This window comes from Yoonia sp. I 8.24 (assembly GCF_022096995.1).
Lineage (GTDB): Bacteria > Pseudomonadota > Alphaproteobacteria > Rhodobacterales > Rhodobacteraceae > Yoonia.
On the sequence record NZ_JACXGQ010000002.1, the window covers coordinates 508,073 to 522,440 of the forward strand.

The window sequence follows — 14,368 nt, forward strand, 5'->3', positions numbered from 1 at the left end:
GTGCGCATATGTCAGATAGTCTTCAGAATCCTTATCGCGGCGCAGGGATGTCGGGATTGAGTTTTTTTCCAAAAAATGACGCTTCTGCAGTGGCGCAGCTTTTGTCGTTGTGTCCGGCACATGCGCCAACGCCTTTGCGCAGTTTGGACGCGGCGGCGGCACAGCTTGGGATCGCGTCGCTCTCTCTCAAAGATGAACGCGCGCGCATGGGACTTGGCAGTTTTAAGGCGCTTGGCGCGGCCTATGCGATTGCCGCGCTTGCCGCAGAGAAAGTCACGGATGACAATTGGGCGCAGGCGCTTGTGGGGGATGTGTTTATCACCGCCAGTGCAGGCAATCACGGGCTTTCGCTTGCGGCGGGCGCCCGGGTTTTTGGCGCTAAGGCGATCATCTATCTTGCCAAAACTGTGCCAGAACCTTTTGCTGAAAGGTTACGTGCGACAGGCGCGCAAGTTGAACGTGCAGGCGACACATACGAAGACAGTTTGGTCGCGGCAGAGCAGGCAGCAGATGCAGGTGATGGCACGCTTTTGTCAGATGGGTCATGGCCGGGCTATGTGACCTTGCCGACAAAAGTAATGGAAGGCTATTTGCAAATGGCCGTTGAGGTGGCTGCGCAAATTGATAGCCCCCCAACCCATATTATGCTGCAAGCAGGGGTCGGCGGATTGGCCGCTGCCGTTGCCGCCTATGCACGTGTGGTTTGGGAGGACGGGCCCGAAATCATCGTGGTCGAACCCGACGCGGCCCCCGCATTGATCGCGAGTATCAAAGAGGGGGCGGTGGTGACCACCACGGGCCCTGTGTCTGAAATGGGGCGGCTTGATTGCAAGACCCCGTCGATGGTGGCGCTTGCGGGGTTGGCCCGCGATGCGGACACCTTTGTTACAGTGACGGAACAAGAGGCGGCAGATGCGGTCGCGTTCCTTGCGCCGCATGCGATTGCGACGACCCCATCAGGGGCCGCGGGTGTTGCAGCTGTTCTGGCGCGACGTCCGGCACTTGGGCCGGATGCGCGGGTGCTTTGCATTATCAGCGAAGGTCCAGAAGATGGCTGAGGGCGTGTTCACACGCGCGGAGTTTGAAACCCGCGTCGCCCGGATGCAAAACCAGATGGCCGCCGCAGGACAAGATGCGCTGCTTTTGACCACGCCCGCCGATGTGTTCTATGTCACCGGCTTTCTGACCCGATTTTGGGAAAGCCCGGCCCGTCCTTGGTATATTTTAGTACCAGCATCAGGCGCGCCCATTGCTGTTATTCCGGCGATTGGGGCGGAATTGATGGGGCGCAGTTGGATCACGGATATGCGAACATGGGACGCGCCTAACCCCACTGATGATGGGGTCAGTCTGTTATGTGATGCCATTTGTGAACAGGTGCCAACGCACGGCGCGTTGGGGATCCCGATGGGCTTAGAGACGCATCTGCGGATGCCGCTTGCGGACTATGTGGCCTGCACAGCCAAAATCGCGCCACGGCGGATTGTCGATGCAACGGATACAGTGCAGCGCACACGCGAAATCAAATCCGCAGCAGAGATCGCCAAGATCAAAGCAAGCTGCGCCATTGCTGACCGTGCGTTTGACCGGGTGGCGACATTCGCGCAAAAGGGGCGGCCCTTGGATGCGGTGTTCCGCGATTTTCAAATCGCGCTGCTGTCCGAAGGGGCCGATTGGGTGTCTTATGTGGCAGGCGGGGCCGGGCAGGGTGGCTATGGCGATGTGATCTCGCCTGCCTCTAGCCGGGCCCTACAAGACGGCGATATTTTGATGCTTGATACAGGCGCGGTGCGTGACGGGTATTTTTGCGATTTTGATCGCAATTTTGCGATTGGCACCCCCGATGATGCGGCGCGGCGGGCCTATGATGTCGCCTATCAAGCCACTGATGCGGCATTATCAGCGCTGCATCCCGGTATGACAGCGGCTGAACTGCACCACGTGATGTGCCAAAGCATCCTGTCCCAAGGTGCGCAGCCCGGCGGCGGGCGCTTGGGGCATGGGTTGGGGATCACGCTGACGGAATGGCCGTCTCTGACGCCGCACGATCACACACCTTTGCGCGCGGGCATGGTGCTCACGCTTGAGCCGGGGGTGGAAATCGCGCCGGGCAAGATCATGGTGCATGAAGAAAACATCGTTCTGACTGCGGCGGGTGCGCAGCTCTTGTCACGCCGGGCGCCGCCCGCATTGCCGGAAATCCACAGGTGAAGACATATCCTTACCATCTAACAGGGCCGATCGGGACAGCCGCAACGCTGGGGCTGGTGGTGTTGCAGGTTGATGAAACGATTGAGCAGGATTTTCGGCGACTGTTCCCATCAGGCGAGATTGCGCTTTATGTCAGCCGGGTCGCATCTGGCACAGCGCTCACGCGTGATACAATCACGCAAATGGCGGTGGACTTGCCGCAAGCCGTTGGGCTTTTGCCGCCTGCGGTGGCGTTTGACGCGATTGGCTATGCGTGCACCTCGGGGACGACATTGATCGGCGCAAAGAATGTCGCGCAGATGGTCGCCGCAAATGCGCAAACGCGGGCGGTCTGTGATCCGCTAAGCGCCTCTATCGCGGCGCTAATGGCGTTGAACACGCGCGCTGTCGGGATCGTGTCGCCTTATGTTGCAGATGTGGCCTTGCCGATCCAGCAAGCGTTTGTGGAGACAGGCTTTGCAGTGCCGCATAGCCTGTCATTTGGCGAAGAGATTGAACAACGGGTGGCGCGTATTGATCCGGCCTCTATCCATGCTGCGGCGCTGGACGTCGGACAGCACGCAGATGTGGATGCGGTGTTTCTGTCTTGTACAAACCTGCGCACGCTCGACATTATTACTGATCTTGAGGCGCAGCTTGGCAAGCCTGTGGTCAGTAGCAATCAGGCTTTGGCATGGCATATGGCGCGTAGCGCCGGTGTGGCGCTGGCGACAGGGTTTCCAGGTCAACTGGGGACGGTGTAGGATCAACGCGGGGTAAGCTGCGGTCGCATATCTGGCGCATAGTCGAACCGTGCAAAATCATCGGTCTGCGCGATGCGCCGATCTTTGGTGGTATCAACCGCACGCCACCAGCCGGTATGGCGCAACGCCTGAACCGATTGGCGCGCAATCAACCGTGCCATGACTGGGCCTTCCAGTGCGTCTTGCGGGGTCTCAATCGCATCTAAAAGTGTAGCGTCAGCGGCAAAAATCCCGCCGTTGATCCACTCATCCTGACGGATCGGTTTTTCGGCGAAATCAACGACCCGGGTCCCCTGCAATTCTAGCGCACCCCAAGGTTGGCGCGGGTTAACGGCAAGCATCGCGAGGCTAGCGTGTGTGTCGCGCCGCAAATCCAGCAGTTGCGTAAGATCACAGTCGGCAAAAACATCCGTATAAGAAATGAGCGCGCCATCCGCCAATTCGGCGCGGCTGAGCTGTGCCAACCTGCCGCCCGTGGCCGTGTCATTGCCCGAAAACCGTAGGGTAATCTTAGCGCTTTGATCTGGCCCGACAGTCAACCGCCCTGCAGCACTTGGCAGGGCCAACGCCGCTTGCAACTGCACGTGGTTTGCGCCCGTAAGGACAATGATGCGGCGACAGCCTGCACGTATCAATTGGGTCGCGGCATGAACCACAAGCGGGATGCCATTGATCAGCACGGCGGGTTTGGGCAGGGCTTCAACGCCGCCAAACCGTTCGCTTTTGCCCCCTGCAAGAATGACACCCGTCAGATGTGTATGCTCGCTCAAAACGGCACCATTGGGCCAAGTAATTGTTCAGACTTCCCAAGCCGCGCATGCTGCCTTTTGTGATCGATCCGGCTTGTGCCCCGCACGGCATGTTCGGCGTGTTTAGCTAGAAAAGAAAACAAGAACGTAGCGCTTGTGCTTGGCGCCCGGCTGATAAGTAAATTTGGGAACATCTTTCCTCCACGTTATGGCCATGTTTATGATGTCATGTGAGAAAAGTTAAGAGTGTGCGGAGTAAGCGCGGTGACGATTTTAGTTACGGGAGCCCATGGTTACGTAGGGGCAGTAGTGCTTGGGCGGTTGGTAGCCCTCGGGCATAATGTGAAAACGGCAGATGCAGGATGGTTTGATCATGCTAGGGTTGCGCCGATCACGCGGTCTGCTGCGGATTGGGATGACTTTCGGACCCCGACGGTACAGGATCTTCGAGGCGTTGATGCGGTCATTCACCTTGCAGGCTATTCCAACGATCCAATGGGCTGGCTCAACCCACAAGAGACTTACGACCTGAATGAAAAAGCGGCGATCGCGCTCGCACAGCTGGCGAAGCAGGCAGGTGTGGGCCGGTTTGTGTTTAGTTCGACCTGTTCCGTCTATGGCGAATCTGGTGCAATTGAATTGGATGAAACTGGCCCAACCAAACCAATCACCCCTTACGCTGCCGCGAAATTGGGCGCAGAAAAAGCGCTTCTGTCTCTCAATGATGCGGGGTTCGAGGTTGCCATTTTGCGCGGTGCGACAGCCTTTGGCGCGTCGCCTGTGCCGCGAACAGATCTGCTGTTGAATGAGCTTTGTGCTGAGGCCGCATGCGGCCGCCCGATCCGGCTTTTGAGTGATGGAAAAAGCTGGCGCCCCTTTATGCCTGTACAAGACTTTGCAAGGGCTTTGGTTACGGCTGCAGTGCAGCGCCCGGTCGGTAACACCAAGCCGCCGATCTGGAATATTGCGCCCCCGAATATGCAAATGACAGTTCAAGAAGCGGCGACGCGCGCAGCAATCGCGGGTCAGGCAGCGCCGCCTCTCTTAGGCGAAAATGGCCAAGCTGATCGGCGCAGCTACCGGGTAAACGGCACCGCATTTTTGCGCGCCTTTCCAAGCTTTTCTTATAGTGACGATTTTGAAAGTCACGTCGCGCAAACGATTGATGTATTTCGGCAAATACCCACATTGGACGCAGATTTGCGGGCTGACCGTTTTGTGCGTCTTGCCCGTTTCAAACAGGCGGGTGCAGCATGACCCAAGTGGCGTGTCGCGTCTGCACGGGATCAACGCAGGTCATCTTGGACATGGGAACAAGCCCAGTGGCGAATGCGCTGCTTGCTGATCCAATGGCGCAGGCAAAACAATATCCGCTAGGTCTTTGCCAATGTGACGATTGTGGATTGGTACAAAACACCACAAGCCTACCAACCGCGACGCTATTTGGTGCGGATTACCCGTACTATTCTGGCGTGTCACAAACCGTGCGCCAACACGCCGCTGGGCTGGCCAAGCAAATTGCAACACGGGTGGGCCGCGGCGCAACCGCGTTTGAGATCGGGTCGAATGACGGGACCTTACAATTGGCGCTCGCGCAAGAGGGCATCAATTGCATCGGGATCGATCCCGCTGCGGGCCCGGTTGCTGCGGCCAATGATGCAGGCTGCACGGCGTATTGTGGTGTTTTAGATGCGCAAATGGCTGAAAAAGTGACGCGCGAACATGGGCAGGTGGATGTTGTCACTATGTCGAATGTCTTGGCGCATATGGCCGCGCCGACGGCGCTGCTCAAACAAGTGCGCAGCGTGGTCAAACCCGGCGGGCTGCTGGTGATCGAAGCGCAATCCTGGCTTGATTTGGTGCAGGCCGGGGCATTTGACATGGTCTACCATGAACACCACAGTCATTTTTCGCTGTCGACCTTAGCCGCCTGTGTCGGGGCCGCGGGGTTTGGGATTGTTGATGCGCTGCATGTCCCCGCGCAAGGCGGAAGCTTGCGGGTATTTTGTGAATTGGGGGCAGCGCATAGTCCAAATATAACCGCCGCAATCGCGCAGGCCGCGCCGCGCGTCAAATTGGCGCCTGCGCAATTGCGCGCAAAGCTGGATGGGTTTCGTACCTCTGCCGCGCAATTCGCGGATGAGACTTCGGGAAAGCGTGTGGCAGGCTATGGCGCCGCTGCGAAAACGGTGTCGCTACTGGCAGCTTGTGATCTAACAATGCCGCTGACATGTGTGGCCGACCTAGCACCATCGAAGATCGGAAAGTTTCTGCCGATTGCAAATACCCCCATCGTCGCCCCCGATGAGATGCTGGCAGATCGACCGGATGCGATTATTTTGTTTGCCTGGAACCTGCAGGCCGAAATTCTACCAAAACTCCAAGGCTTTGATGTCTGGCTTCCGCTGCCGCAGCTGGCAAAGGTAGCTTGATGCCCGCTTGCCCGTGCTGTGCATCTCGCGCGACCCGCCGCATCGTCAAAACGCCACCACTGCCAGTGAACGCCTGTGTCTTGGTTCATTCTGCGGCGCAATCACAGGCATCTTTACGGCGTTCTATCGATTTGTTTGGCTGTGACGCCTGCCAATTTATGTGGAATGCGGATTTCGATGCAAATGCAGTGACCTATGATCAGACCTATGAAGGCACGCAAAGCAATTCAGCGCATTTCCAAACATATTTACATGAAACCGCCGCAGCCTGGGTGCATGAACTTGGCCGTGATCTGGAAAGTATTCTTGAGGTCGGGTGCGGGCAGGGAGAGTTTTTACATGCGCTGGCACCGCTATCTGCTGCGCGGTTGGTTGGTTATGACCCGGCTTACCGGGGAGGCGGGGCATCACGGGCGACGATTGTTCCACAAATTCTGCCAGCCACCGCACAAGAAGAATTCGGTGCCGTCGTCAACCGTATGACGCTTGAACATATTGACGATCCATTCGCGTTTTTATCCACAATGGCAGGCTGGGTCGCGGATGATGGGTGCTTGATCACCCATGTGCCGAACGCAGCGCGGATGATCGAGGGAACGCTCTATTGTGATTTGATTTATGAACATGTGAATTATTTTAATGCTTTTGCCCTGACCGCGCTGCTTGAACGGGTGGGCTTTGCGGATAATCACTGCGTGTTCAATTACAGTGACCAACACCTGACCGTTTTTTCGCGCCGTAGCGCGCAGGCTGCAAATAGGGCGCTGCCCAAGCCCAAAACCGCGGATTTTTCTGGCGTCGCCGCGCGATTTGCTAAGTCTTGGGAAGAACGGCTGACTAGTTTTCGTGCCGATGGCGATGCGGTTTTTGTCTGGGGCGCAGGATCGCGGGCGACGACGTTTTTAAACACATTGCCTGATCCCAATATCGTGGAAGGGGTCATCGACATTAACCCGCGCCGGGCAGGCACATTTGTGCAGGGCACCGCATGCAAAACCTATCTGCCCGAAAAGCTGCGCAACCGTGATCAGCTCAAAATCATTGTAATGAACCCAATCTACAAAGATGAAATCGCGGCCCAATTATCAGAGGTCCATGCCAATGCCACGTTGGTTTTCTAACGGGCGCGCACTTCAATATGATGTCTCGGTCCGTGCCATCGGGGCTAAAATTGCGAGGTTAAGGTGAAGCCAACCGCAAGCGTGTCGCGTGTAAATCTGCTGACATTGCTGTCTGAAAAGCTGTGATTGACGGAAACGCCCGGCGTGAACCCGGCGTATGATAAATCGGCGAACTGCATATTAATGGTGTAAAACAACGTTGTGTCCTGTCGCCCACCCGTAACAGGCAAAAGCAATCGATATGCGGGGTAATCAGCCCAAGTGACGCCCGCCCCAACGCCCAGCGTGACAGGACCAATGGGATCGCGCCAATTGTAATTGCCTTGCAGGGTCACAGTTTCGGACAGATAGTTCACAGAGGCGCTGTCGCTGTCGGTATAGCTGATTGCGGCACGCCAGCTATCACCGTTTTCAAGGCGCCGCGCAAAGGATGCATTGACAGTATTCCGATCAACCACACCAATCGCGGCGGACAGGTAGGTCAGCCGCTCAGATTGCAAGCTAACCCCAATTTCAGAACGACTGCCCACTGGGTACCGGTAGGTGGCAGCTAGTCGCGCGATATCGTATTTTTGGAAATCAACCTCTTGGTTGCCCGCACTGGACTGCGCATAGTTTGAAGCCCCCGCAGCGGCGCTAAAACTGATCGCGCCTTTGGGCAAGGCGCGTTCATGCGATAGGCTGATGATCGTGGTGTCGGTGGCAAATGCGGCATCAGGCAGCGGGGCGTCATCCTGCAACCGCACCCGCGCGCCGCTATATTGCAAACCGATCATCGTGCGGCTGTTGTCGTTTGTGTGCAGACGGTAGCGGGTTTGAAAGTTCAAACTTGCGCGGACCCCTGCCAAAGCAAGCGCATCGTCTGACAAGACCCCATCCGGATTGCCCGGCGCGGTGAGCGTCGCATCCGCGGCACCGCCATTCACATTATCGGATGGCACAATCGAAAACCCCAGCGACGTAGCCCACCGATTGCGGCGCGATATGGCGCGTGCGTCGGTGATCGTTCGCTCAAACTCCGTATCGTTGGGCGCCACAGTCAGCGCGCGCCGCAGCCAGATCGTTGAGAGCGTAAACCGTTCTGCATTTGCGGCGGCCAACGCAGTCAGGCGGGCTGCCTCGTATTTTTGGATATCTGTTTGCGACACACGCCAAGCGCGTGCACCCGCGCGCTGCCCGGCATCAAAATCACCGACCTGCGGTGCGGCGGCGGCCATTACAATCAACGCGGTCCGGTCATCGGGGTCTTGGGCAAGCAATTGCTGCGCAATCTCGATCGCCAATGCGAAATCACCAGCCTGTGCGGCGCGGGTCGCAATAACGCGGGCTTGCGCGTTGGGAATATCGATCGTCGATTGGGCCAACACCGGGGCAGCGGCAAGGCAGGCCATCACGGCAATCATACGCAGTGCCATCGTTTGATCCTTCGGTACGTCGGTTTTTGCGGGATAATGTCATAACTTAGAATGGGCAGCTAGCCTATCTTGGGTGTCTGAAATGATTTCACACACTATAGTGACCCAAACCGAATCTAACTGCCGGAGATGAACATGCCCATAAGCCCCGAACAACAGGCCGAAATTGCCGCCCTGCGCGCGACAGCTCAACCAACCTTGCGTGCGGTGTCCGCGGGGATGGAAGCGCATCTTTACAACGCGCACGAGGTTCTGGACCACGGGTTTATCCGGGTCATCGACTATATGGGCGATGATGCGGCGATCTGTCAGGCGGCGCGGGTGTCTTACGGTAAGGGCACAAAATCCGTGCAAAATGACACCGGGCTGATCCGCTATCTGATGCGGCACTGGCATTCGACACCGTTCGAGATGTGCGAAATCAAGCTGCACGTCAAACTGCCCGTCTTTGTCGCACGCCAATGGATCCGGCACCGGACGGCGAATGTGAACGAATACTCTGCGCGCTATTCGATCCTTGACCGCGAATTCTATATCCCCGAGGCCGATAAGCTTGCCGCGCAATCGGTGATCAATAACCAAGGCCGGGGCGAAGCGCTGACCGGCGAAGAAGCCGCGCGCGTGCTGGAATATCTCAAAGGGGACGCGGCGCGTTGCTATGATCACTACGCGGAAATGATCGACCAAGAAGGACAGCAAGGGCTGGCCCGCGAGCTTGCCCGCATGAACCTGCCCGCCAATATTTATACGCAATGGTATTGGAAGGTCGATCTGCACAACCTGTTCCACTTCCTGCGCCTACGCGCCGACGCCCACGCGCAATATGAAATCCGGGTCTACGCCGACGCCATCTGCAAAGTCGTCGCCGACTGGGTCCCAGCCGCCTACGGCGCATTCGAAGACTACCGCTTGGGCGGTGCGAACCTATCGGGTAAGGCGATTGACTGTGTCCGTCGTATGCTTAAAGGTGAAAAGGTCACGCAAGAGACATCCGGGATGTCGAAGGGTGAGTGGCGGGAGTTTGAAGGGATTATTGGGTAGATGGCGGTAGACGGAAGCGGCGGGAACCAAGTTACTGAGACGTCTGTGTGGATTCCAAATGGAAGTTCATCAGGTAAAGAAATCGCCTATCATTTGATCAATAACTACATGTATCAAGTAATCGTGACACTAGTTGCGTTAGTTATTTTGTTAGGCGGATTTCGAGTCTTGAAGTCTAGTATCGAAAAGAATGGACTTGGAAACTATAATCTGAAGGCTATTGGGATTGTTGTCCTGTTGCCAATAATACTAATTTTGGGAGCAGCAGGTTCGATTGACGGACAAGTCCTTTCGGCCCTTCTTGGAGCTATTGCTGGCTACCTTTTTGGTTCAGATAAAGAAAGAAACAAACAAAACTGAATTTGGCGTCAGTATTTGCCTAACATATCATAGTATGATCCGGAAAATGATCTGATGGTCTCAGTCCGGCATCGCCGGGCAGCGCCCGGACCTCCCCCATGGGGAGGGCGCTTCGCACCCACCCCGAGGTCCGAACGCTCCCCTAATGTTGTGCACCGCGTTGAAGCCAAGTAGGTTGCGACCAGAAAACTGAAAGCACCCCATGATCCTCTACGGCCTCCCCACATGTTCTGACTGTAAAAAGGCGCTGCGCGCGCTGGGCGATGCGGGGCATGATGTGACGTTTCGTGATGTGCGGGCTGATCCATTGTCGGAAACCGATTGGGCGCCGTTGATTGCTGAATTTGGCGATAATCTGGTCGACCGCAAATCCCAAACCTACCGTAATCTGAACGCATGGCTGCGCGAAAGCGAGGCTGAAGATCAGCTTGCCGCGCAACCCGCCCTGATGGCCCGCCCGATCATCACCGATGGTACAAAATACACGCTGGGCTGGGACGAAGACGCCCGTGCCGTATGGCTCTGACATGATTCGCGGTGTCCTAACCTAAAGGACAGGTTGAGCGAAATCTGTGGTTGTGGGGTGATTAAAGCGCGTTATTTTTAAGGGATGTGACCTTACGTCATGCGGCGGATTTGCGCGGGTTTCCCATCAAAAGTACCGGCCGCCATGCTATAAGTAGGTCAGTAAATATGTCCCAGCTACCCTTTCACAGCCAGGTATTGTCATGCGTAGAAAACAAAGCAGAGCACGTAAATCAGACGCCAACGCAAACAATGCGTTTTCGCCAATCCGCGCGGACTTACTCGATCGTCTTACGCAGACTTGTGACCAGCTGGAAGGCGACGATGCGCCCTCTTTTCTGACAGACGGTAAGATCGCAGCGTAATATTGTCGCCGCGACGGAACTGATTTATGCCTCCTTACACAAACGCTGTTTGCTGTCTTAAGGAGAAGAGAAATGCGGTTCTTTGGTCTGAAATCATGTGACTCCTGCCGCAAGGCGCTTAAGGCATTGCAAGCCACAGGGATTGAGCCGCAGGTGATTGATGTCCGCGCTGACGGTGTGTCAGACGCCGACCGCGCGCAGATCATTGCGCAGTTTGGGGATAAGGCGATCAATCGGGCCTCGACCACCTGGCGGGGGCTTTCGGATGATGAAAAGGCGGGCGATCCCGCCGCATTGCTTGCAGCCCACCCGACACTGATGAAACGGCCTGTGATCGAAGCGGATGGTCAGTGGAGCATCGGTTGGAAAGCAGACGCGCAGGCAATGCACCTTGGCGCATAGGCTAATGATCCCTATGTAAGACCCAAGCAATAGGAGAATTTCATGCGCAATGCCGCACTTACCCTTGGCCTGATCGCGGGCTTGATGGGCATTTTTGTCGGGCTGTTTGGCTATGTCTATGCTGAGTTGACCGAACGCCATTCCGAGGTCAGCGATGTCTTTGGCGCGCTCGACAACCCCGGTTTCATTCGCTTTGCGAGCTTCATGGCCCCGCTTTTGGCCATCGCGGGTGGGGCAATGGCCAAGGCGCGTGCACTTTGGGGTGGCGGTTTGATGATCCTATCAGCGTTTTGTTTTTATGCGGCTTTTGGCTTTAACGTGGCGACGATGTTCCCGATTGGTTTTGCCGGGCTTGGCGGTATTTTAGCTGTTGCCGCAGGCAAACCAGACGAGCCTAAGGCGCATTTTTGAACAAGAAGCGGTCGGCGGAAAACGCGCCGGCCCCTTTGACCACCAAGATCGTCAGACATAGCACCCAAAACGCGCGTTGGTCCAAGATCAACGCATCCGGAACCCGGTCGAACCACGCGCCAAGCGTGCCTTCATGTGCGATGCCGCCGTGGCCGTAAAGATCGGTCAGCGATTGCACGATGACAAAACCGATCATGCCAAAGGCTGCCAGACGGGTCAGCAAGCCGATCACAATCAGCAGCGGCAGGATAAATTCAGCGACCGTCCCACCAAATACGACCGCCCAGTGAAAGAATGAAAGCTGAGAGATATCATAGCCCGCAGCCTCCATCGCGCGGGGAAAAATTTGGACGTAACCGCCTGACGATGGGCTGAAAATCCCAAATATCCCGTCACCTAATTTCGTTGTGCCCGACTTCCAAAAATAGCCAAGCAGCACCCCAGCAAACACGAGACGTGCGAGGAAAGGGAGCAACTGATCGCCAAAGCGGCTTAACTTCATAGCGATCCGGTCGAAGACTGCGGGCAATAACATGGAAGTACCTTTCAATAGATATCGGTCACGGCAGATTGGCCGAGCAAAAGCGCAAGGGTTGCGCCCAATTCGAGTGTTTCGTCGGTGAGCGTCTCCGCCAAGGGCGCCCCATCAATAAGCGCTGAGATACATTTGGCTGCGGCGGCGTCGATCAGGTGGACCTGTGGGTCAAATCCCGCGCGTGTAATCAAAACGCATTCTGGTTGCATGACGGGCTTGGGGGATTCGGGCACCGTATTGGCAAGATAGATCGCATGTATCGGGAAGTCTGACTTTACAACCTGTACTGCGGGTGCAAGCCGTAACCGCGAAGCCAGCAGGGCGTCAGGCGCAAGTGCGCCAAGCGCTTGTGGGTCTAGCGTCTGCGCATCGGCTGCGTGATAGGCGCGCCGCATGGCCAGTTCTAATTTTGCTATATCGGGCAAATATGGAAGGCTTAGGGCAGGCCCAAAGCGGCGCAAAAATTGCGGCATCGCTTCGCCATAAAACATCATCAGAGGGGATTTTGGTGGGTGTTTGCGCAGATAGACCCCTGCCATCGCACGAAAGAACTGATCGCCGACAAGCTTGCGGATCACCGGGAACGCGGCCTCAAGCGCGTCAGACAAGCTGACGGCAACGTTGTTGCGGTAGACGTCAAAGCGTTTGGTCGCTTGCGCGCCGTCTGGGTTACACAGGCCAGTAGGGGCCGGGCGTTCGGGGTCCAATATCCCGGCCTGAAATGCTTCTTGGGATACATTCATGCCGGGATACCAGACAGCGCGCGCGCTGCACGCTTTGCTTCATCCGCAAGCGTGCCCCATTCAGGGACATCATTGTCCCATTCGATCAACAGTGGTTTTGGGCCGGTCCGCGCGAGCGTATAGTCCAGCAGTGCCCAGACCGGATCAACGATAGCTTTACCGTGGCTGTCGATCAGCAGGGGGGCGCCTGTTTCGTCTTCATCTTCATCGTGCCCACCAAGGTGGATTTCACCAACGGCGTCGACGGGGAAAGCATCAATATAGGCTTGCGGAGATGTCTTAAGATTGGTTGCACTGACAAAGACGTTGTTCACATCCAGCAACAAACCGCAGCCTGTACGTTTGACGATTTCGCGTAAGAAATCAGGCTCAGAATAGGTGGATTCAGCGAAAGCCAGATAGCTTGATGGATTTTCAAGCAGCATTTGACGGCCAAGCGTATCTTGGACTTGGGAAATATGGCTGGCGACCTTGGCGAGCGTGGCCTCTGTATAAGGTAGCGGCAATAGGTCGTTCAAGAAGTGGCTGTCATGTGTGGACCATGCGAGGTGTTCAGAAAAACTGGCAGGGTTGAGCCAGTCATCAATGTGTTTCAACCGAGCCAGATGGTCGGGATCTAGATCGCCCTCTGATCCGATAGAAAGGCCAACCCCGTGAACCGAAATAGGAAACCGTTCGGCAAGGTGACGCAATTGCGCGATCGGACGACCGCCATCGCCCATGTAGTTTTCAGCATGGATTTCGAGCCAACCTACGGGATCAGGATCTTTGATAATGTCGGCATAGTGTTGCGGTTTGTAGCCAACGCCCGGCAGGGCGGGTAGCGGGGCATCATGGGATTGGTCAAACATCGCAGGCTCCTGAAATGGTGGCGTAGGGTGGGTTTTAACCCACCCTACAGTGTCTTGGGGCGCTTATGCAGGGATGTCGCGCTCAAGCGCTTCAAGTGAACCCATGCGTGCAGAACCGTCAGCCATGTCTGGCAGTTCCATTGATGCGCATGTGCCTTCTGGAACAAGTGTCCATGCGTTGCCTTGGTAATCGACAGAAGATGTACCCGCACATGATGTACCTGGGCCAGCTGCACAGTCGTTTTCGCCTGCCAGTGAAACACCATAGCATTTTTCATCAGCAGCGTGGGCAGTTGTTGCCATACCAGCAACAGCGGTTGCTACAGCAGAAGCGAGGACGATTGTTTTTGTTGTGTTGGACATGAGACGTTCCTTTGTTTTGGATCAAATTTCGTACACCGCCAGTGAGCGGCGATGTCCAAAGATTAGCCGCTAGGAGTGTTACTATTCCATTCACAGAGGCG

At 56.2% G+C, this 14,368-nt stretch carries 17 protein-coding genes; 11 read left to right on the forward strand and 6 right to left on the reverse strand.

Annotated elements, in window-relative coordinates; translation table 11 throughout:
• The first annotated feature begins 47 nt into the window (after nucleotides 1-47).
• From Yoon_RS05475 to Yoon_RS05485, 3 genes are read left to right on the forward strand one after another with little or no spacing between them, the layout of a single operon-like run.
• Nucleotides 48-1,058, forward strand: a complete 1,011-nt coding sequence (locus tag Yoon_RS05475) for a pyridoxal-phosphate dependent enzyme (protein WP_238110992.1) — start codon at nucleotides 48-50, stop codon at nucleotides 1,056-1,058.
• Nucleotides 1,051-2,211 carry a Xaa-Pro peptidase family protein gene (locus Yoon_RS05480; protein ID WP_238110865.1) on the forward strand — a complete coding sequence of 387 codons (1,161 nt, stop codon included), beginning with the start codon at nucleotides 1,051-1,053 and terminating at the stop codon, nucleotides 2,209-2,211. The genes Yoon_RS05475 and Yoon_RS05480 overlap by 8 nt, the downstream gene beginning before the upstream one ends.
• The gene (locus Yoon_RS05485) at nucleotides 2,208-2,954 is read left to right on the forward strand and encodes an Asp/Glu racemase (protein ID WP_238110867.1); all 747 of its coding nucleotides are present in this window, start codon (nucleotides 2,208-2,210) and stop codon (nucleotides 2,952-2,954) included. The genes Yoon_RS05480 and Yoon_RS05485 overlap by 4 nt, the downstream gene beginning before the upstream one ends.
• A 2-nt stretch (nucleotides 2,955-2,956) precedes the next feature.
• Here the strand turns inward: Yoon_RS05485 and Yoon_RS05490 are convergent, their stop codons facing one another.
• A complete protein-coding gene (locus Yoon_RS05490; RefSeq protein ID WP_238110868.1) occupies nucleotides 2,957-3,724 on the reverse strand; it encodes a sugar phosphate nucleotidyltransferase in 768 nt (255 codons plus the stop codon).
• Between the two features lie 243 nt (nucleotides 3,725-3,967).
• Between Yoon_RS05490 and Yoon_RS05495 the strand changes: the two genes are divergently transcribed.
• Genes Yoon_RS05495 through Yoon_RS05505 form a run of 3 tightly spaced genes read left to right on the forward strand, consistent with a single transcriptional unit; the run spans nucleotide 3,968 to nucleotide 7,256 of the window.
• The gene (locus Yoon_RS05495) at nucleotides 3,968-4,960 is read left to right on the forward strand and encodes an NAD-dependent epimerase/dehydratase family protein (protein ID WP_370642117.1); all 993 of its coding nucleotides are present in this window, start codon (nucleotides 3,968-3,970) and stop codon (nucleotides 4,958-4,960) included.
• Nucleotides 4,957-6,135 carry a class I SAM-dependent methyltransferase gene (locus Yoon_RS05500; protein WP_238110869.1) on the forward strand — a complete coding sequence of 393 codons (1,179 nt, stop codon included), beginning with the start codon at nucleotides 4,957-4,959 and terminating at the stop codon, nucleotides 6,133-6,135. The genes Yoon_RS05495 and Yoon_RS05500 overlap by 4 nt, the downstream gene beginning before the upstream one ends.
• Entirely contained in the window at nucleotides 6,135-7,256 is a 1,122-nt protein-coding gene (locus Yoon_RS05505) for a class I SAM-dependent methyltransferase (RefSeq protein WP_238110870.1), read from the forward strand. Before Yoon_RS05500 ends, Yoon_RS05505 begins: the two co-directional genes overlap by 1 nt.
• Nucleotides 7,257-7,300: 44 nt before the next feature.
• Here the strand turns inward: Yoon_RS05505 and Yoon_RS05510 are convergent, their stop codons facing one another.
• Entirely contained in the window at nucleotides 7,301-8,671 is a 1,371-nt protein-coding gene (locus tag Yoon_RS05510; RefSeq protein ID WP_238110871.1) for a surface lipoprotein assembly modifier, read from the reverse strand.
• A gap of 135 nt (nucleotides 8,672-8,806) precedes the next feature.
• Here Yoon_RS05510 and thyX point away from each other — a divergent pair, with 135 nt between their 5' ends.
• From thyX to Yoon_RS05535, 5 genes are all read left to right on the forward strand, one after another.
• The gene (thyX, locus tag Yoon_RS05515) at nucleotides 8,807-9,712 is read left to right on the forward strand and encodes an FAD-dependent thymidylate synthase (protein WP_238110872.1); all 906 of its coding nucleotides are present in this window, start codon (nucleotides 8,807-8,809) and stop codon (nucleotides 9,710-9,712) included.
• Nucleotides 9,713-10,072 (forward strand): hypothetical protein, encoded by a 360-nt coding sequence (locus Yoon_RS05520; RefSeq protein WP_238110873.1) that lies wholly within the window; start codon nucleotides 9,713-9,715, stop codon nucleotides 10,070-10,072.
• Nucleotides 10,073-10,274: 202 nt separating this feature from the next.
• Complete coding sequence (locus Yoon_RS05525; RefSeq protein ID WP_238110876.1) at nucleotides 10,275-10,598, forward strand: arsenate reductase family protein; 324 nt, start codon at nucleotides 10,275-10,277, stop codon at nucleotides 10,596-10,598.
• Between the two features lie 436 nt (nucleotides 10,599-11,034).
• Nucleotides 11,035-11,364, forward strand: a complete 330-nt coding sequence (locus Yoon_RS05530; protein ID WP_238110877.1) for an arsenate reductase family protein — start codon at nucleotides 11,035-11,037, stop codon at nucleotides 11,362-11,364.
• A 42-nt stretch (nucleotides 11,365-11,406) separates the two neighbouring features.
• The gene (locus Yoon_RS05535) at nucleotides 11,407-11,775 is read left to right on the forward strand and encodes a hypothetical protein (protein ID WP_238110878.1); all 369 of its coding nucleotides are present in this window, start codon (nucleotides 11,407-11,409) and stop codon (nucleotides 11,773-11,775) included.
• Here Yoon_RS05535 and Yoon_RS05540 read toward each other — a convergent pair.
• From Yoon_RS05540 to Yoon_RS05555, 4 genes are all read right to left on the reverse strand, one after another.
• Nucleotides 11,759-12,310 (reverse strand): DoxX family protein, encoded by a 552-nt coding sequence (locus Yoon_RS05540; protein ID WP_238110879.1) that lies wholly within the window; start codon nucleotides 12,308-12,310, stop codon nucleotides 11,759-11,761. The genes Yoon_RS05535 and Yoon_RS05540 overlap by 17 nt on opposite strands.
• An 11-nt stretch (nucleotides 12,311-12,321) precedes the next feature.
• Complete coding sequence (locus tag Yoon_RS05545) at nucleotides 12,322-13,053, reverse strand: DUF2063 domain-containing protein (protein WP_238110880.1); 732 nt, start codon at nucleotides 13,051-13,053, stop codon at nucleotides 12,322-12,324.
• Nucleotides 13,050-13,904 (reverse strand): DUF692 family multinuclear iron-containing protein, encoded by an 855-nt coding sequence (locus tag Yoon_RS05550; RefSeq protein WP_238110881.1) that lies wholly within the window; start codon nucleotides 13,902-13,904, stop codon nucleotides 13,050-13,052. Before Yoon_RS05550 ends, Yoon_RS05545 begins: the two co-directional genes overlap by 4 nt.
• A 63-nt stretch (nucleotides 13,905-13,967) precedes the next feature.
• Nucleotides 13,968-14,267 carry a DUF2282 domain-containing protein gene (locus tag Yoon_RS05555; protein ID WP_238110882.1) on the reverse strand — a complete coding sequence of 100 codons (300 nt, stop codon included), beginning with the start codon at nucleotides 14,265-14,267 and terminating at the stop codon, nucleotides 13,968-13,970.
• Nucleotides 14,268-14,368 lie beyond the last annotated feature (101 nt).